This is a genomic window from Paraburkholderia sp. CNPSo 3274, from assembly GCF_024206475.1.
Taxonomy (GTDB): domain Bacteria; phylum Pseudomonadota; class Gammaproteobacteria; order Burkholderiales; family Burkholderiaceae; genus Paraburkholderia.
The window spans coordinates 1-17,197 of record NZ_JAMBPR010000086.1; the positions used below are offsets into that span (position 1 = coordinate 1).

A 17,197-nucleotide genomic window follows, 5' to 3' on the forward strand; every position below is an offset into this window, starting at 1 on the left:
CTCGCGTGAAGGGGATCAATATGCGCAGCCATCGGCTCGACGCTCTTGCGTGACAACGGCATTACCAAGCCCGAACAGTAGCCCTTGAGGCCGGCATGGCGATCGGCGTGCCCCAACGCCTGCGCCAGATGATTCAGATACGCGTCAAATTCGTCGACGTCTTCTCTCATCACGGTCGCCCGAAGTCTGTATTATTCAATACTACCAGGTATCGCTTTGATGCAAACATTTTTTTATGACACAGTGAGAGTAGCGCACCGTCGTGATTTGCCCGTCGAGATCGCTGACGCTCGAACGGCTCGTTGCGGTTTCGCCGTTTGCGGTCTGCTGTTCAACGTTCGTGTCGAGTCCCGCGCCAACACGCCCATGGGTGATTTGTGTGATCTCCTCGCGATTCTTCACTTCGCGAACCTCGATATCACGCAACGCATAGAGCTGCGCAAGATGGTTGTAGGTACTTGCCACCGACGCGGCGAGCGAAATGCGCACCTCCTCGGCTTCGGCGTCGACGACCTTCTCCTGCGAGATGGCCTGACGAAGCCGCTCCCGATTTTTTCCCCACAGATCGAGGTCCCACGACGCACTGGCGAGCGCGTTGTTCTCGCTTTGCCACGTGCCGCCGAACGGCGGCGGAACAATGCTGTTGGCGCTATAGCGCTCGCGCGTCCACGAATAGCTGCCGGTCACGCTGGGGTACAGTGCGGAATTGGCCGTGCCGACATAGGAAGACGCTTTCTCGATGCGGGCACGTGCCTGATCGATCGTTGGGTTGCCTGCCAGCGCCTCGTCGATCAACGTGGACAGTTGCGGATCGCCGAATTGGCCGGCCCAGTCCATTGCCGGCCACTGTCCGCCCTCGGCGGGCAAACTCTCCTTCGACTCGTAGTTCGCAGGTGGTGCAATCCGCTTGTCGCTTTTGATGCCGGCGTAGTTGACACATCCGGCCAGACCAAGCGCCGCCACCGCCGCCGCTATCGACGCGGCCCATGTGCTCGCTCGAAGCTGGAATCCGTAGTGATCCGTCATGGTTTCCATTTCCTTTCGCTCATCTGCATAACTTGGGCTCGGCTTCTTGTGCATATGCACTCTATAGCCTTCAGTGGCTCACCCATCAATGCTTCGTCATACAAAACGTTTGTTGCTTTTTGGTTGCTACTTGGACACGTTGCCCGTCATGCGGAACAGTCCGGTTCGCAGATGGGCAGCCTGTTGCTTCCCAAAGCTTCGCTCGAAGCGGGCTTGTGCGGTGGCCCAGTGAACGACCGCTTCGTCAAGCTTCGTCAAACCTCTTCGCGTAACTACAATCCGAAGTCGCCGATGGCTTTGCCCTTCGGAAGGAGCCGCCACAAGGCCACGTTGGAGCAAAGGTTTGAGTGCGCGCACGAGTGTCGTTCTATCCATCACCATCTCCTTGGCGAGCTTGGCCATCGTCAGGCTCGGAAAGTGGCCCAGCGTCCTGAGAATGCTGAACTGCGTGGGCGTGATGCCGGCCTCGGACAGGTAACGCTCGTAAAGCTTCGAGATGTGTCGAGAAGCCTGACGGAGGGCGAAGCAGTCGTCGTCCTGAAGATCATCTAGCCGCATGGACCGTTGCCTCTCGCAATTTCGCCACATCTGACGCGCTTACAGCCGTCGAAGCGTTGTTCCAGTGCGACCGTACGAACGTCAGCACGTCGGCGACCTGCTGGTCCGTCATCACGCTCGAAAATTTCGGCATAGGATAGGCAGCCGGTAGCCCGTTGATCACGAGCGCTTGCGCCCCGTTCAAGATGACATTGATCATCGACGTTGGGTTGGACTCCAGCACGGCCGGATTGCCCGCCAGTGGCGCAAGCAGTGGTGCAAACGCTCTGCCATTCGACCCGTGGCAATGCATGCAGTATGTTGCGTACAGTTTTGCACCCGAGTCGTTTGCCGGAGTGGGCAGCGAAGGCTGAACTGCGTGTGGATCATCGTGGTACGGCGGCATGCCGCTGCCACCGACAGCGGGCAGCGACTTGAGGTAACTTGCGATAGCATTCGCATCGTCGGTCGCGAGCCACTGCGTGCTGTGGTTGATCACGTCCGTCATTGAGCCAAATGCGCTCGCGTGCTGGTTCGCACCCGTCTTCACGAACAGGGCGATGTCCGCCGGGCTCCAGCGGCCAAGCCCAACTGTCGGCTCGCTAGTCAAGTTTGATGCAAACCAGTTATCGATCGGTGCGCCCGACAGATACGCATGGCCACTCTCGTCGAGCGCTTTCTCCTGAAAGCCGACGCCGCGCGGCGTGTGGCAGGACCCGCAGTGACCGAGCCCTTGCACGAGATACGCGCCGCGATTCCACGTCGCATCCTTGCCGGGCTTGTCCGCATAGACCTTCGTGTCGAGAAACACCGTGTTCCACAGTTTCAGCGGCCAGCGCATGTTGAGCGGCCACGGGATGTCCGCCGCACGGTTCGGCTGCTTCACCGGCTCGACGCCATGCATGAAGTACGCGTAGAGCGCCTTCGCGTCGTCGTCCCTCACTTTCGCGTATGACGGATAGGGCATCGCCGGATACAGGTTGTGGCCGTCCTTCGCGATGCCCTCGCGCAAGGCGCGCGCGAAGTCCGCCTCGGTGTAGCGACCGATGCCCGTATCCGGATCGGGCGTGATGTTGGTCGTGTAGATCGCACCCATCGGCGTGTCCATCTTCAGGCCACCCGCGAACGGCGTGCCGCGCGGCGCCGTGTGGCACGCAACGCAATCGCCCACCTTCGCGAGGTACGCGCCGCGCGCAATCAGCGTGTCGTCGGGTGCCGGAGCTGGCGCGCCACCGGCCGCCAGCGTGAATGGGGCTATGCAGAGCGCCGTCGCGACGTGCGTCAAAGTGGTGATTCGAATCATCGTTTCCTCGACGTCAGGCCGTTTTCAGCTGGCTGCCGACGGGCAACTTGCGCAGGCGCCTGCCCGTCGCCGCGTAGATCGCGTTCGACAGCGCGGCAGCGAGCGCAGACGTGCCGGGCTCGCCGATCCCTCCCGGCGCCTCAGCGCTCTTCACGATGTGCACGTCAATCGGCGGCGTCTCGTTGATCCGCAATATCCGATAGTCGGTGAAATTGCTCTGTGTGACGCGGCCGTTCTCGATCGTGATCTCGCCATACAGCGCGCCCGTGATCCCGAAGATGATCCCGCCCTGCACCTGCGCCTCGATCGTGTCCGGGTTCACGGCCATCCCGCAATCGACCGCACACACGATCCGCTTCACGGACACCTCGCCATCGTCGACCGCCACGTCGACCACCATCGAGAAGAAGCTGCCGAACGCGTGCATCACGGAGACTCCACGCCCTTGCCCCTTGGGCAACGGTACGTCCCAGCCCGCCGCCTTCGCCGCGATGTCGAGCACGTTGCGTGCACGCGGCGTGTTGCCGAGCAGCGCGCGCCGGTACTGCACCGGATCGGCCTTGGCCTGCACGGCGAGCTCGTCGATGAAGCTCTCGACGACGAAGGTGCTACGTGTCGGCCCGACGCCGCGCCAGAACGCGGTCGGCACGTGGCGCGGCTCCTGCCGCACGTAGTCGACGAGCTGGTTCGGCAGGTTATAGGGCAGGGCGGCCGCGACCTCGACCGCGTCCGGATCGACGCCATCCTTGAAGGCCGGCGGCGCGAAGCGCGCGAGGATCGACGAGCCGACAATCCGGTGCCGCCATGCCACCGGCTTGCCGGCTGCGTCGAGTCCCGCGGAGATCCTGTCGTAGTAGTACGGCCGGTACATGTCGTGCTGGATGTCTTCTTCGCGTGTCCAGACGACCTTCACCGGCGCGCTCACCTGCCGGCCGACCTTCACTGCCTGCGCGATCATGTCGGTCTCGAGACGCCGGCCGAAGCCGCCGCCGAGCAGATGGTTGTTGACGACGATCTTCCCGGGCGGAAAGCCGGTGATCCGCGTCACCGTATCCACGGCGCGCGTCGGCACCTGCGTGCCGACCCAGATCTCGCAACCGTCGGGCCGCACGTGTACCGTGCAGTTGACCGGCTCCATCGTCGCGTGCGCGAGGAAGGGCTGTTCGTAGACCGCGCTGACACGCGTCTTCGCGATGCCGAACGCTTCATCGACGTCACCTTCCTTGCGCGCGACCGCGCCTTTTCCGTCCGCCGCGCTCAAAAGATCTGCGACGATGTCCTTCATCGACACGTTCGCGCCCGCGCCTTCGTTCCACTTCACAATAAGCGCCGATGCGCCGCGCCCGGCCGCCCACGTGTGGTCGCCGACCACCGCGACGGCGTTGTCGATACGCACGATCTGGCGTACGCCTTGAATCTTCTTCGTGGCGGAATCGTCGACGCTCGCGAGCGTGCCGCCGAACACCGGGCAGTTGACGATTACCGCGTAGAGCATCCCCGGCACGCGCACGTCGAGACCAAACTGTGCGGTGCCGTCGACTTTCTCCGGCGAATCGAGCCGCTTGGCGCGCGTGCCGATCAGCTTGAACGCTTCCGGCTGCTTCAATGCGACGCCGTTTGGCATCGGCAGCTTCGCCGCCGCGTCCGCGAGCTGCCCGTACGACGCGCGCCGTCCGCTCGGCGCATGCAGCACTTCGCCGCCCTCGGCGCTGCACGACGCCGGATCGACCTTCCATTGCGCGGCGGCCGCGGTAACGAGCAGCGTGCGTGCGGTCGCGCCCGCGCGGCGCAGCGGTTCCCACGCATAGCGGATCGACGTCGAGCCGCCGGTCAGTTGCCCGCCCAGCAGCGGATCGAAAAACAGCTTCTCGTCGGGCGGTGCATGGTCGAGCGTGACACTCGATAGCGGCACTTCCAGCTCTTCGGCGATCAGCATCGGAATTGATGTATAGACGCCTTGCCCCATCTCTACCTTCGGCATCACCAGCGTCACTTGCCCGTTGCGGTCGATTTGCACGAATGCATTCGGCGCGAACTCGCCCGGACGCGGCGCTTCGACCGCGTCGCCGCCGATCACCGAACGCCGCGCGCCGCCGCCGGCGGCCTTCACGCTGAAACCGAGCAGCAGGCCGCCGCCGGCCGCCGCGCCGAGCGTCATGCCGAACTTGAGGAACGTACGGCGCGAGACGCCCGCGCTGGCCTTGCCCGCTTCGATCAGTCCGCGCGACATGTCAGCCTCCGCCGGGGCGCCCCAAGGAGGCTGACCACCCCCTCGGGGGACAGTGAACGAAGTGAACGTGGGGGCAGTTTCATTTCACGCCTCCTTCGCGGCCTGCTTGATTGCCGCGCGAATCCGGTTGTACGTGCCGCAGCGGCAGATATTGCCGGCCATCGCCGCGTCGATGTCGGCGTCGCTCGGGTTCGGGTTCGACGCGATCAGCGCGGCGGCGGCCATCACCTGGCCCGACTGGCAGTAGCCGCACTGGACGACGTCGAGCGCTCGCCACGCCTGCTGCACCTTGCGGCCGGCCTCTGTGGCGCCGACCGCTTCAATAGTCGTGATTTTCCTTTTGCCGACCGCCGCTACCGGAAGCACGCACGAGCGCACCGCAACGCCGTCGAGATGCACGGTGCACGCGCCGCATTGCGCAATGCCACAGCCGAACTTGGTGCCGGTCAATCCGACAATATCGCGAAGAACCCAGAGCAGCGGCATGTCATCGGTTGCGTTGACGGTATGAGTTGTGCCGTTGATGTTCAGGCTAACCACAGAGCACTCCAAGAAATGAGCCGTTGAAATAACGCTATCGTGTCCGGTGTATTGGTGGCCGCGACCTTGTTAAAGGAAATTCAAAGCGCCCTTTCGAAGGTGATCGATGAATGCGTGATTGCATTCTGGCTTCGTTTCGGTGCGGCAGAAATGACGGAATTCGGGTTGGTTTAGGACATCGCGCGACGGAGAACGGACATTCACCGGCTAGACTTTCTGATTTGCCTCGACGCTCGCAAGCCCTGGGCGGCTGTCGATGTCGCGGTTCCGCGCAACGGTGATCAAGCTGTAGATCCGGCAATCCGCCCGCAATTGTGGCCGTACCATGATGTGTTCGCGCCAGGGTGCCACGACGCAGGTGGTGGACGAACGACACCTTGGTATGTACACCTTCGTATATATACCTTGTATATATATTCAGCCACCGGGCGCGCCGCTTATGATCATGACTTATGCCACGACGTGATGGAGAACGGACATGTGCCGGATTGGCTTTCTGATTAGCGACGGTTTTCTGTCCATGGATCTCGCGACGCAGTCGGTGTTCGAGTGCGCGAACGTCGCGGTGGGAGAGTCGTTCTACGCGCTCGAAACCTTTTCTGAGGACGGCGGGGAAATGCGCTCGTCACTTGGCCTGACAGTGAGCACACGATCATTGCACGGGCATGTTGACGTGGATACGTGGATCGTCGGCGGGGTCATTGATCCGCTCAGTTCTCCGCCTGCTGACACTATAGTTGCGTTCCTGCGCAAAGCGAGCATCAGCGCGAGGCGCATAGGCGCGATCTGCACCGGCGGATTCGTGCTCGCGGAAGCAGGCTTGCTGGCGCAGCGGCGCGCCACGACGCATTGGGCGTATGGGCGCGCAATGCAGGAACGTTTTCCGGATATCCACGTCGAGGAAGACCAGATCTACATTGTCGATGGTTCGATCTGGACGTCCGCCGGCATGACGGCTGGCCTTGACCTGGCGCTCGCGATGGTGGAAAAGGATCTGGGTGCGGAAACGGCCCGTGCAGTGGCGCACAGGCTTGTCATGCCTCAGCGGCGGACGGGCGGCCAGTCGCAGCATTCAGAAATGCTGAACCTCGCCCCGAAATCCGATCGGATCCAGAATGCCCTGAACTATGCGCGCCGGAATCTGGGCCGTTCGCTGACGGTGGAGGAGTTGGCCAATATCGCTCACCTGAGTCCGCGGCAGTTCAGCCGTGTGTTTACGCTCGAAACGGGAGCGTCTCCGGCCAAGGCTATTGAAAGACTTCGACTGGAGGTAGCGCAGCTGATGATCGAACAGAGCCGGCATCCGCTTGAGGTCATCGCTAGAGAGACCGGTTTTCGCGACTGCGACCATATGCGCGACGCCTTCATGCGCGAGGTTGGCCGTTCGCCCCAGGCGGTCCGGCGCCACAAGCGCATGGGTGTCCGAGGGATTCTGCGGACTGACCTGGTCGATGCAACACCATAGAAACTGGCGTGCGCCGCGTTTGCAGCTGACGGTCGGCTACAGGCAGAAAAATTCGCCAATAGACATTTCTTTTCAGCTACCAGCCACTCACGGTTGCCCAAAAGCTACCGCAAATTCATCAGAATAAATCTCCGCGAGCGCAACGCGCAGCGCCGCCGCTCGTTCCTCGCCATAGACCTCTTCAAAGCGACGCTGAGCTTTTCGCCAAAGGCGATTGGCTTCAGCAAGCTTGGCACGGCCGGCCGCTGTCAAATCAACGCGGCGGCTTCTGCCATCGTCTTCGTCGGGTCGCAGCGCGAGATACCCGTCGCGTTCGAGCGGCTTGACGTTCCGTGCAAGCGCCGATCGGTCAAGCACCATTGCGTAGGCGAGCTCGGTCATGGTTGGGCTGCCTGCACGTTCGACTTGAAGAAGGATGGACCGCTGGGCTGCGCTGAGTCCGCATGGCGCCAGAACAGCATCGTAGAGCTGCGAAAGTCGTCGGCTCGCCTTGCGCAGTGCGGAGCCGTTGCAGACGAGAGGGGCCTTGGGGTTTGTCGGTGACATTGGTCGTTACTCCATGACTTCCGAGAGTCAGCCAGGACACTTCCCGTCCTGGCGTAGAGACACAGTTTAAATCACCTTGACCACTGCGGGCATATGCAAGTACATTGAATCTCAATCTATTTGCATATGCCTGTAGGTTTAATCGAGGAAAGCAAGGGATGGGTACGATCCAACCTCAAGGCCTGGCAGCGCCCAGAATCAATCCGCGCCTTCGAGCGATGCTCGAGACGCCCATACCGCCATTGCTTGCGCGGATGGGCTGGTCGAACATGCTGATGATGCTCGCTCAGGCATCGACTGGGCTCGTCGAAACATGGTTTCTCGCGAAACTCGGCACGTCGATACTCGCGGGTGTCGCGGTGGTCGTGCCCGTATTGATGCTGATGCAGAACATGTCGCAGGGCGCGATGGGCGGCGGCATCTCGTCGGCGGTTGCGCGCACGCTGGGTTCCGGCGACGCAGAACTGATCGCTCAGCTCGCACGCCATGCGCTCGCGCTGAACGTGTTGATCGGTATTGCGTTCTCGGTAGTCTTGCTGGCAATCGCGAAGCCTCTATTCCAGACGCTTGGAGCCCACGACGCCGCACGGCGCGCATGCTGGCACGGCCGCGCTCGCGGGTTACGCCAGAGCCGCGCGCCTCGAATACCTGATCATGCCGATTGCTTTCGGTCTGGGCGCGCCAATGGTTGCGCTCGTGGGGGCCAATATCGGCGCAGGGCAGTACGAACGCGCGCGCAACATCGCGCTGACCGGTGGGGCGATGGCGTTTGCCATTTCCGAACTGGTCGGAGTCGCGGCCTCGCTCTGGCCGCACGCGTGGCTGAAACTCTTCGGTACGAACGAGCAGTTATTGCAGACAGGATCGATCTGCTTGCACATCATCGGGCCGTTCTACGGCTTTTCCGGGCTCGGGTTCTCGCTGTATTTCGCGGCGCAGGGTGCGGGCCGCCTGCAATGGCCGCTCGGGGCGGGGGCACTGCGGCTGGCACTGTATGCGGGTCTCGGAACACTATTGCTGCGCCTGACTGGATCGCTCCCGCTGTTTTTCGCGGTGGGCGCGGGGGCGATGGCGGCGTATGGCGCGATCAATCTCTGGTCGGTTGCATCAGGCCGTTGGTTCGTCGCGAAGACGGTTCATAGCGGCGCCCAGCAACCGCTTTCGAACGCGCAGGTGACAGATGACTGTTCATGTGGCGCTGCGGGCAAGTGACGCCGCTTGGAGGAGGCGGTGTAAAAACGTGCGACGTTTATGCCTGGCGCGAAAGATGACCTGGCTGAATGCTCTATGTCGGCGTTGCGGAAGTTGGGGGAAGGGTACAGCGGCGCCCGAAAATCGGGAAATTTTGAGCTTTGACACACCCTCAGCCGCACGCTGACGTCTCGATGGCGCAGGTGCTCTAGGTGGATTTGCAGTGACGCATTGAATTGACCTTGGAGCCCGCCGTTGCGAGGGCTTTTCTGTGGTTCATGATCGGACAGTATCGGCTCGCATTTGTCGATCGGGTAACGGCATCGGGTTCTATAGCACGGGGCCTTGCGGGACTCGGCATCATGGGTCGAAACGGTGCCGACTTCGAAGCTCCGGGAGCATGAGGCCTGTAATTCGTCCGCATGATAGCCAGCACACATATCAATGAGCCCGTGCCAGGTGTAGCAAGTCATATAACTCACGCTCGCGTCAGCCGCTGGGGGCCAAAAGTAACGTTGCTGTGGTCGGACCGCGCTACTGCTGCTGCGGATGCTCGAGAAAGAATCGCAGCATTTCAGCACTCGCGTCCGGACCGGCCGGGTCGGTGTAGCTGCCCCGCTCATTGCCGCCTGACCACGCGTGCGGCGCCCCGTGAATAGTCCACAGTTCGGCGTCAACTCCGTCAGCGGAAATCAGCCGGGAGACGGTGCACGCACGTCGGCCTGTGTCAGCCCGACGCTGTTCGCGGCCGTCCTGCGGCCGTGCGTCGAAACCCTGCACAAGCTGCATGGCATTGCTTATGTGCACCGTGGCGTCCGCGTCGCCATGAAAGACGATCACCGGCCGCTTCGGGGATGAAGCGTCAGCTTGCGTGGCGCGCCGAGCCCGGCTGGGACGTCTGCCGCCTTTCATCGCCGCGAGAGCAGAGGGAAGATTGTGTGCGCACCCTACCGGGAGACCCGAATGGATACCTGCCGCCGCGTAAAGTTCGGGATACGAGCCGATCATGATCGCCGCCATTGCGCCACCCGCGGAAAGGCCCGCGATGTACACGCGCGCGGGATCGACGTTGTGGGTCGCGACAATCTCACGTGTTATGCCTGCGATCAATGACGGCTCACCGCGTTCGCATTGCTGATCATCCGGCTTGAACCAGTTCCAGCAGTTCGACGGATTCGCCTGACGCGGCTGCTCCGGATACGCGACAAGAAATCGGTGCTGCTCCGCCAGAACGTTCATTTGTGTGCCTGCCGCGAAATCGTCGGCGCTTTGTGTGCAGCCGTGCAGCATCACGATTAATGGCAGCAGCTCGTGGGAGCTCCCTGCCGGCACATACAGTCGATATTGACGGCGACCCGCGGCATTCGAATACGCATGCGTGCTGAAATGTCCCCGATCCTCGATGTCAACGTGCACTTCCCGCGCGTTGCGCGTTTTGGCTTCCCTTATCGTCGGCGCCTTGAACAGGACGGGGGCGTCCGGCCTTGCGCCCCAGGACGCCGTTTGGTTAGGCATGTCATTGCTCACCCCTCGCAGGGAACGTTGTATCGCCTGTGTCGCTTCGGCGGGGCCGCGGGTGCGCAGCAAAGTCATTGCTTCGCATACCGAATTCAGAAGGCCATTATCGAGTTTCATCGTATTTGTCCGTTATCGGGGTTGGGTGCCGGGCGTTGCGCTGCTAGCGAATTCGGTCAGCGAGCGCCGTCTTCAAGGCACTCGATGCGTGAAACGCTCCAAGCACGACGACGCTTTCGATGGTCGCGAGCGCGAGTTCCGGGGTGACGTCGTCAGCGATGCTGGCCAGTCCCAGCACGTGAATCGTGAGGCGCTGATGGGCGGCGCGAACTGCTTCGAGATCCTGCCGCGAAAAATGCTGCAGGCCGAGTACAAGGGCACGGCGCGTCACGGTTTCCTGGACGACCTGGGCGTGCAGGGCAAGCTGATTACGGATAGCGGTCCGGATCAGGTCCGTCCGGTTCGAATAAAAGCCTTCTTCGACGAGCAGATCGATCTGGCCAAGGTCGACTGGGCCGAGGTTGATGGTGATTTTTTCCGACTCACCGCCCTTCGGGCGAGCGGCGCCGCGCGCTACGGATTTCATCATTTCTCCATCCCTTGACCATCCAATGGGATGGTTATAGGCTTCTTTTCGCGGCGTCGCAACATAAATTTTTGAATTCTGCTCCGCGCCGAGGCCCGCCTGCCATGCCGGGAAGAATGTCCGCCGGGCGTGGGGGCAAACCCAGGGGCGTGTCCAGGCGGACGAAGCAGGAAATCGGGTATGCGGCGGGTCGCGTGCTCGTGCTGGACGTTGGAAGACAGCGTGCGACATGGAGCGCGAACTGACACCGAGGACATCAAGTAGAGACCTCGATGCATCGCTCGCCACTGCTCGGAGGCGATGAAACCGGCGCGCGACCACAGGTTGTGTACCTATTTCGACCCGCCGTCCCTTGACTTCCGGGACTGCCCGGCTTCGATCCGGGTCCGCCACGGCGGAGCGGGACGCTCAGGGGGCGGACTCAATCGCCGTCCGTTATGCGAAGGCATACGGCGTATGGCTCGCGTGCCGCGAAAAAGGTGGCGGCGTTGTGACCACGACACGACGCCCGCAAGGAGAGGAAAGAGCGGCAAAAGCCGCGCCGCAGTAAGCCGTCGCGGCTTTGTAGCGGTGGTCCCCTTTTGATGGTGGCACCTTCTCGCCTCAAAGGGGAGGTCGAGGCGCGAAAGTACGAGCGTCGTGGTCACAGCGGTAATTGAACTCGGGCTCGAACGGGCGCGCGAGCAAGCAGCTTTACGCTACCCGCACGCGCCGTTGCAACGATTTTTCACTCGCGGTCGCCCTCGACATCGTCGTCGATAGCGTCCTTCGCGGCGTCCTTCAGGTCGCCTGCCTTCTTTTGTGCTTCCCCTGCTCCCTGCTGCACATTGCCTTTAAGTTCCTGGGACTTGTCCCCAGTGACTTTTCCAGCGACCTCGTTCGCTTTGCCTTTTAGCTTTTCAGCTTCGCCCTTCACATGGTCTTCGTTCATGATGCTTCTCCGATTGCTTGCGCGGATGCGCGCAGTTTTATCGCAACGGCTGTTCCCGAGGCCGAACACGAGTCGAGGTACGGTCCGGGCGAAACCTGTTACGCCGCGTCTGAAGGGCGCGAAAGCGCTAACGTGCGCGCGCCCAGATCGTTTTCGCTTGCGCTGCCCGTGCTGCGCGGGCGTTTCGAAGATTCGCGGCGCATCGGAAAGGGCGACCGCCTACTTTTGCGCCTTGGGGTTCGGCCGCAATGGGAACAATCCGTGCGGGCCCCTGGATGGGCAGCAAACGGGGGCGCTCCCATGATCACGACAGGTGCAGACAGGGCAGACGGCGGCCGCCGGTTCGATACTCGCGGGCGGCGCGCGAAGGCGCTTGGCCAGTATGCGAACAAGCCCGTGCGCCTGCTCTTGCGCTACGTTTGGGCACACCCGTATGGCCACGCCCTCGTCGTCGCCAGCCTCACCGCGGCTGTGGGCTGTGCGCTCGGGGCACAGTTCGCGATCAGGAACCTCATCGATACATTACCCACCGGTCACGCGCATCCCGCTCGCGTGCTGGATGCGTTCTTCGTCATCGTTGCGCTTCTGTTCGCGGATAATCTTTTCTGGCGTCTCGCGGGTCTCGCCGGCGTGCGAACGTTCGTTGTGGTAACGGGAGACGCGCGGCGCGAACTCTTTGGATATCTCACCGGGCATTCGCCCACCTACTTTTCGAACGCGCAGCCGGGAACGCTGGCAAGCCGAATCTCGGCGACCGCCAATGCCATCTTCACCATTGAAAACACGTTGGCGTGGAGCGCCATTCCAACGTTTCTGACGGTGGTGGGGTCTGTCGTGCTCATCGGCTGGGTGAGCATGGGGATGGCGTTCGCGCTCGTCGTCATTTCGGCTTTCATGACGGCGTTTCTCTTCTGGCTCGCGAAGAGTGGCAGCGAGCGCCATTTGCATTTTGCTTCGCGGGCCGCCTCCGTGGACGGGGAACTGGTCGACCTGCTCGGCAATATGTCCACCATCAAGGCCTTTGACGCAACGGCGCGCGAATGCCTGCGCTTCGGCAACTTTCTCGACAACGAAATCCGCTCGCGCCAGTCCTCGTTGCGTCATCTCGAAAAGCTCAGGCTCGTGCACGCCGTGATGACAGTCGTGCTGTCCTCTCTGCTGCTGGGCTGGGTCGTCTGGCTCTGGACCGAGGATCGTGCCACCACCGGGGACGTCGTGCTGGTGAGCTCGCTTGGCTTCGCCATTCTGCATGGCACGCGCGACCTTGCCGTGGCGCTGGTGGATATGACCCAGCATGTTGCGCGGTTAGCCGAAGCCGCGCAATTCCTGCTCGTGCCGCGGGAAATGGAACAGAGGATGGGTGTGCCGAACCTGGAGGTTCGCGACGCGAATATCGATTTCGAGAATATCTCGTTCTCATATCCCGGCCGACGTCGCGTGCTGGACCACTTCAGCCTTCATATCGACGCTGGACAGCGCGTGGGTCTGGTTGGGCCGTCCGGTGCTGGAAAAAGCACCGTGCTCGCGCTGCTGCTTCGCTGTTTCGATCCTGCTCCCGGCGCGGGCGCGGTTTGCATTTCCGGGCAGCGCTTACCGGACGTGAGCTTGAAGAGCCTGCACGATGCGGTGAGTGTCGTGCCACAGGATATTTCGCTGTTCAACCGCTCGCTGCTGGATAACCTGCGCTACGGCCGCCCTGAGGCGACGGAAAAAGAGGTGTTGCAGGCCTGCGAGCACGCAGGCTGCCTTGACTTGATCCGTTCGTTGCCGGATGGTTTGCACACCGTCGTTGGCGAACGTGGCGCGCGCCTTTCCGGCGGACAACGGCAACGTATTGCGATTGCTCGCGCCTTCCTGAAAGATGCGCCGATCCTGTTGCTCGACGAGGCGACCTCAGCGCTCGACAGCGCGTCCGAAGCGGTGGTCCAGGCTGCGCTGGACAAGCTCATGAAGGGACGTACGGTCGTGGCTATCGCTCATCGTCTCTCGACACTGCAAAATTTCGATCGCATCGTCGTCATCCAGCGCGGGAGGTTAGTGGACGATGGCGCGCCCAGGGACCTCGCGCGCCGCGCCGGCATTTATCGCGATGTGCTGCTTCGCCGCGAGCGGCGTGACGCCGACAGAGCAGCGCGGATCGTGGACAGCTAGCCGGTATTCAGCCCGAACACAACAGGTCGAGGAGCGAGCGGCCCTGGTCGGTGGGTTCCGCGTGCTGTCGTTTCCGTGGCGGCGTTCGAGCATGACCGGTTGCCGTTCCACCACCATATCGAGTTCGGAGCGCTGCATGTCGGGTTGGTCTGGCGCCTGACTGACCAGCATCAGCGTTGCGAATTCGTGCGGGCCGAACATATGCGTTCCTGCCCATAAGGGTCCTGGTGCAATTCCTGAGGCGATACTTCGGGCAAGCGACGTGCCGTAGCGACGCCAGACCGCCGTGCGGGCGTAGCAGTCCAATGCGGCAGCCGCCGTGTGCGACTGCGCTGGGGCGAAGGCGTCGAGTGCACGGCCGGGCGCGTGAAAGAATTACTTTGCGCGCCGGATCCGGCCGTGTTCGCGCCACGCTGACCGCGCGCGGCAAAGCATGCGATGCCGGGGGTGTGGCCACACGTGTAATCCTGGTGGCCGAAGCGTGAAAGTTTAGATATTCATCCCGCCAGCATGGAGCGCCTTTTTAATGATTTATTCGGAACGGCGCGGCGCCACGGCATTCCCGTGCGGGTCGACGATCTGGACTTCGTTTTCCTTTGCTCCCGAAGCGGCCGGTGGGTCGCTCGCGAGGACTATTGCGCTGACATCGGTTGCGGCGGCCCCTAGCGCGGCGCTCAGCGCCACGAAATTCCTGTTCAGGCAGCCCTCGGCCTCGTTCACCGCTTCAACGACAGCGTCCACCATGATCTCGTTGACGTGCCGCCAGTATGCCGCGGCTTTCGCCGTGCCTGCGAGCGCAAAGCTCGCCTGCAGGCGCCACGCGCCGAACGGTGATCGCTCACCAGCTGTTTCAAGGGCTACCGCCCGCTGTTCGTTGATCGTCGCATCGATCGCGCGGCTGTTGAGTTCCGCGATGCGCTGCGCCGTTCCCACACAGATCTGCGCCAGATCGCTCATTTCGGCTGTGAGCCAGGGCGTTTGGGAGGGTTCTTTGCCCGATGCGGGGTAGGGCAACAGGATGGTGCTTTCGGTCATGGTCGACTCCTTTGGCGGTTCGTCGTCGCTGATTTGCGCTTCGAAACAGTTACGGTTGCGGCATCTATGTGCTGCACTGCCGCAACGTCCGTTCCCGGGAACTCGCTAAGCGGAACACCGCTTGCGCTGCGGTTGACCACTGCAACGGAGGCTCACATGGCGACGAAGGCGACGGAGCAAAAAAGCGCGGCTCAAGAGTCGGAAACCAAAATCGACAACGCTGTCGAGGGGACCTTTCCGGCCAGCGATCCACCGGCGATTGGCGGTGCGACGAGGATAGAAAGGACGCCTATGGAGAGTGGCCAGGAAGAGCGCATCCGGCGGCGAGCGTACGAGTTGTGGGAGAAGGCGGGTTCTCCCGAGGACCACACCGACGAGTACTGGCATCGGGCAGAGGCAGAAATTAATGCAGAAAAGCCAGACGGCGCGGGCGAGCCGGGCTCGCAATAGCGTGTTCGAACGGCCACGGGGACGAAGCGCCGCGTGCATTGGGACGGACATTGACCGAAGGCGCCACGGAAGCCCACGAGCGACACTCCGCAGGAGCCGGATACTGGCGCGGTTGCGTTGTGCGCGTGGCAGATGCCGGTGATTGCCGAACTCAGCGTATCGCCACAATTCGATGTCGTTCACGAACGCGAGCGCCGCGAGAATTTTCTGGCCAGGGGTTGCTGACTCCAAGCGATGGGGAGGGACACCGGCTGGCACGCAGTGCTTCGCCTGGTCCTGGCGTCTGGAGGAGTCGCTGCGCGACTTTCTTTTGCCGGATAGCTGGACGTGGGGGCGCGCGTTGAAGTTCGCCGATGGCCCGGGCGAGGTGCATCTCCAGAGCATTGCGTGCATGAAGAGCAAGGCACGGCCCTATGAGCCGGGCCATGGGAGTCCCAACCTGACGCTCTAGCGAGACGTCTCGCGATTGCTTTGGGACGCGCCCAACAGCGATCGCGTTTCTTCCGAAGGCTGCGTAACGAGCATGCCATCAAAGGTGCCCATCGAGTTCGACACGGCGTAGGGCGACGTTCGCTCTATGGTCGTGGCCGATCGGCGATGCTGTTTCAATGCTTTCACCTGCGACGGGCTTTCTGTTCGCCCATGCGATGACTCCAGGCTCCAGGCACAGCGAATGCGTGCGCTTGTCGCTTGTAACGGTATCCATTTATAAGCGACTACAAACAGAGGCAAGGAGGTCCACGTGGACGAGATTGGAGACACCCGGCGCACCGCGATCATTGCAGATCCGACGACGGTGGAAAAGTCTGGCAGTGCGGTATCGTGGAGCGCGATTTTCGCTGGTGGCGTAGGTGCCGCGGCGTTCTCGCTGATCCTCCTGACGCTTGGAACAGGGCTCGGCCTCGCGTCCATTTCACCGTGGGCCCCACCCGGTGAAAGCGCCTCGCGGTTCGGCTTTGCTGCGATTGTCTGGATCTGTGTGACCCAGATCCTCGCTTCGGGCCTGGGTGGCTATCTGGCCGGACGGCTGAGAAAACGCTGGGTCGCAGTTCATGTGGACGAGACGTATTTCCGGGACACCGCGCACGGTTTTCTGAGCTGGGCATTGTCGACTCTGGTCACCGCCTTGCTGCTGACCTCGGCGATCTCCGGGCTTATCCACACCGCCGCACAGGTTGCATCAGCAGGCGCGTCGGGAGGCACGCTGGCGACATTGAGCGACCGGGGTAATGCGTCCGCCGCCGCCAACACATGGCCAATGGGCTATCTGGTCGACGGCCTGTTCCGTCAACCTGACGCTTCGAGCGCGACACCGGGTGTCGCACCGCCCGGCACGGCGGCGGACCAGGAAGAGGTTGTCCGCATATTCCTGAACGGTCTGCCGTCGGGTAACCCGTTGTCCGCCAATGATGCGCACTATGCCGCCCGGCTGGTTGCCCGGCGGACAGGGTTGTCTGAGGCCGCCGCACAGTCGCGTGTCAGCACGGCCTACTCGCAGCTTCAGCAAAAACGGGCGGACCTCAAAATCGCTGCAAGAGATGCGGCCGACAAGGCCCGCAAGGCAGCCATATACGCTTCACTCTGGCTTTTCGTCTCTCTGCTCATGGGCGCTTTCTCGGCAAGCCTGTCAGCCACTTTTGGCGGACGGCAGCGCGATCTCTGAATCTCACATTTTCCGGAGGCAATCATGC

The 17,197-nt window shown here is 62.2% G+C and carries 15 protein-coding genes and 3 pseudogenes; 7 read left to right on the top strand and 11 right to left on the bottom strand.

Features of this window, described 5'->3' with window-relative positions:
- The 6 genes and pseudogenes from M3I54_RS37240 to M3I54_RS37265 form a co-directional block, all read right to left on the bottom strand.
- A partial coding sequence (locus M3I54_RS37240; RefSeq protein ID WP_254344814.1) for a transposase occupies positions 1-170 on the bottom strand: 170 nt, incomplete at its 3' end.
- Between the two features lie 79 nt (positions 171-249).
- Positions 250-1,035 (bottom strand): annotated as a pseudogene (locus M3I54_RS37245) (TolC family protein); the annotation flags it as partial.
- 117 nt (positions 1,036-1,152) lie between these two features.
- Entirely contained in the window at positions 1,153-1,584 is a 432-nt protein-coding gene (locus tag M3I54_RS37250) for a MarR family winged helix-turn-helix transcriptional regulator (RefSeq protein WP_254344768.1), read from the bottom strand.
- Positions 1,571-2,866, bottom strand: a complete 1,296-nt coding sequence (locus tag M3I54_RS37255) for a cytochrome c (RefSeq protein WP_302059298.1) — start codon at positions 2,864-2,866, stop codon at positions 1,571-1,573. Before M3I54_RS37255 ends, M3I54_RS37250 begins: the two co-directional genes overlap by 14 nt.
- A 13-nt stretch (positions 2,867-2,879) precedes the next feature.
- Complete coding sequence (locus tag M3I54_RS37260; protein WP_254344770.1) at positions 2,880-5,096, bottom strand: xanthine dehydrogenase family protein molybdopterin-binding subunit; 2,217 nt, start codon at positions 5,094-5,096, stop codon at positions 2,880-2,882.
- Positions 5,097-5,180: 84 nt separating this feature from the next.
- Positions 5,181-5,636, bottom strand: a complete 456-nt coding sequence (locus M3I54_RS37265; protein ID WP_254344772.1) for a (2Fe-2S)-binding protein — start codon at positions 5,634-5,636, stop codon at positions 5,181-5,183.
- 478 nt (positions 5,637-6,114) lie between these two features.
- Between M3I54_RS37265 and M3I54_RS37270 the strand changes: the two genes are divergently transcribed.
- Positions 6,115-7,101, top strand: a complete 987-nt coding sequence (locus M3I54_RS37270) for a GlxA family transcriptional regulator (RefSeq protein ID WP_254344774.1) — start codon at positions 6,115-6,117, stop codon at positions 7,099-7,101.
- Between the two features lie 87 nt (positions 7,102-7,188).
- Here the strand turns inward: M3I54_RS37270 and M3I54_RS37275 are convergent, their stop codons facing one another.
- Positions 7,189-7,647, bottom strand: coding sequence for a MarR family winged helix-turn-helix transcriptional regulator (locus tag M3I54_RS37275; RefSeq protein ID WP_254344776.1), 459 nt, complete (start codon positions 7,645-7,647; stop codon positions 7,189-7,191).
- Positions 7,648-7,925: 278 nt separating this feature from the next.
- On the opposite strand from M3I54_RS37275, the pseudogene M3I54_RS45240 reads away from it, so the two are divergent.
- Together M3I54_RS45240 and M3I54_RS45245 are read left to right on the top strand one after the other, a co-directional pair.
- Positions 7,926-8,171: pseudogene (locus tag M3I54_RS45240) on the top strand (MATE family efflux transporter); the annotation flags it as partial.
- Between the two features lie 43 nt (positions 8,172-8,214).
- Positions 8,215-8,859, top strand: coding sequence for an MATE family efflux transporter (locus tag M3I54_RS45245; RefSeq protein WP_309249672.1), 645 nt, complete (start codon positions 8,215-8,217; stop codon positions 8,857-8,859).
- Positions 8,860-9,372: 513 nt separating this feature from the next.
- On the opposite strand, the gene M3I54_RS37285 is transcribed toward M3I54_RS45245, so the two are convergent.
- The 3 genes from M3I54_RS37285 to M3I54_RS37295 all read right to left on the bottom strand — a co-directional run bounded on the left by M3I54_RS37285 (position 9,373) and on the right by M3I54_RS37295 (position 11,870).
- Positions 9,373-10,473 carry a PHB depolymerase family esterase gene (locus tag M3I54_RS37285; RefSeq protein ID WP_254344783.1) on the bottom strand — a complete coding sequence of 367 codons (1,101 nt, stop codon included), beginning with the start codon at positions 10,471-10,473 and terminating at the stop codon, positions 9,373-9,375.
- Positions 10,474-10,516: 43 nt separating this feature from the next.
- Positions 10,517-10,942 carry a CopG family transcriptional regulator gene (locus M3I54_RS37290; protein ID WP_254344818.1) on the bottom strand — a complete coding sequence of 142 codons (426 nt, stop codon included), beginning with the start codon at positions 10,940-10,942 and terminating at the stop codon, positions 10,517-10,519.
- A gap of 724 nt (positions 10,943-11,666) precedes the next feature.
- A complete protein-coding gene (locus M3I54_RS37295) occupies positions 11,667-11,870 on the bottom strand; it encodes a CsbD family protein (protein WP_254344785.1) in 204 nt (67 codons plus the stop codon).
- Positions 11,871-12,170: 300 nt separating this feature from the next.
- Between M3I54_RS37295 and M3I54_RS37300 the strand changes: the two genes are divergently transcribed.
- Positions 12,171-14,021: an ABC transporter ATP-binding protein gene (locus M3I54_RS37300; RefSeq protein ID WP_254344787.1), complete on the top strand. Its 1,851-nt coding sequence runs from the start codon at positions 12,171-12,173 to the stop codon at positions 14,019-14,021.
- 531 nt (positions 14,022-14,552) lie between these two features.
- On the opposite strand, the gene M3I54_RS37305 is transcribed toward M3I54_RS37300, so the two are convergent.
- Positions 14,553-15,056, bottom strand: coding sequence for a phasin family protein (locus M3I54_RS37305; RefSeq protein ID WP_254344789.1), 504 nt, complete (start codon positions 15,054-15,056; stop codon positions 14,553-14,555).
- A 156-nt stretch (positions 15,057-15,212) separates the two neighbouring features.
- Here M3I54_RS37305 and M3I54_RS37310 point away from each other — a divergent pair, with 156 nt between their 5' ends.
- The 3 genes and pseudogenes from M3I54_RS37310 to M3I54_RS37320 all read left to right on the top strand — a co-directional run bounded on the left by M3I54_RS37310 (position 15,213) and on the right by M3I54_RS37320 (position 17,169).
- On the top strand, positions 15,213-15,506 hold the full coding sequence (locus M3I54_RS37310; RefSeq protein WP_254344791.1) for a DUF2934 domain-containing protein: 294 nt from the start codon (positions 15,213-15,215) through the stop codon (positions 15,504-15,506).
- Between the two features lie 301 nt (positions 15,507-15,807).
- A pseudogene (locus tag M3I54_RS37315) lies at positions 15,808-15,957 on the top strand (acyl-CoA dehydrogenase); the annotation flags it as partial.
- A 291-nt stretch (positions 15,958-16,248) separates the two neighbouring features.
- Positions 16,249-17,169: a hypothetical protein gene (locus M3I54_RS37320; RefSeq protein WP_254344793.1), complete on the top strand. Its 921-nt coding sequence runs from the start codon at positions 16,249-16,251 to the stop codon at positions 17,167-17,169.
- Positions 17,170-17,197 lie beyond the last annotated feature (28 nt).

Excerpts from the sequence above, each read along its gene's own strand:
- M3I54_RS37270 (WP_254344774.1), top strand. The coding sequence starts at position 6,115 with ATGTGCCGGATTGGCTTTCTGATTAGCGACGGTTTTCTGTCCATGGAT.
- M3I54_RS37275 (WP_254344776.1), bottom strand. The coding sequence starts at position 7,647 with ATGTCACCGACAAACCCCAAGGCCCCTCTCGTCTGCAACGGCTCCGCA.
- M3I54_RS37310 (WP_254344791.1), top strand. The coding sequence starts at position 15,213 with ATGGCGACGAAGGCGACGGAGCAAAAAAGCGCGGCTCAAGAGTCGGAA.
- M3I54_RS37285 (WP_254344783.1), bottom strand. The coding sequence starts at position 10,473 with ATGAAACTCGATAATGGCCTTCTGAATTCGGTATGCGAAGCAATGACT.
- M3I54_RS37250 (WP_254344768.1), bottom strand. The coding sequence starts at position 1,584 with ATGCGGCTAGATGATCTTCAGGACGACGACTGCTTCGCCCTCCGTCAG.
- M3I54_RS37290 (WP_254344818.1), bottom strand. The coding sequence starts at position 10,942 with ATGATGAAATCCGTAGCGCGCGGCGCCGCTCGCCCGAAGGGCGGTGAG.
- M3I54_RS37305 (WP_254344789.1), bottom strand. The coding sequence starts at position 15,056 with ATGACCGAAAGCACCATCCTGTTGCCCTACCCCGCATCGGGCAAAGAA.
- M3I54_RS37255 (WP_302059298.1), bottom strand. The coding sequence starts at position 2,866 with ATGATTCGAATCACCACTTTGACGCACGTCGCGACGGCGCTCTGCATA.
- M3I54_RS37300 (WP_254344787.1), top strand. The coding sequence starts at position 12,171 with ATGATCACGACAGGTGCAGACAGGGCAGACGGCGGCCGCCGGTTCGAT.
- M3I54_RS37295 (WP_254344785.1), bottom strand. The coding sequence starts at position 11,870 with ATGAACGAAGACCATGTGAAGGGCGAAGCTGAAAAGCTAAAAGGCAAA.
- M3I54_RS37260 (WP_254344770.1), bottom strand. The coding sequence starts at position 5,096 with ATGTCGCGCGGACTGATCGAAGCGGGCAAGGCCAGCGCGGGCGTCTCG.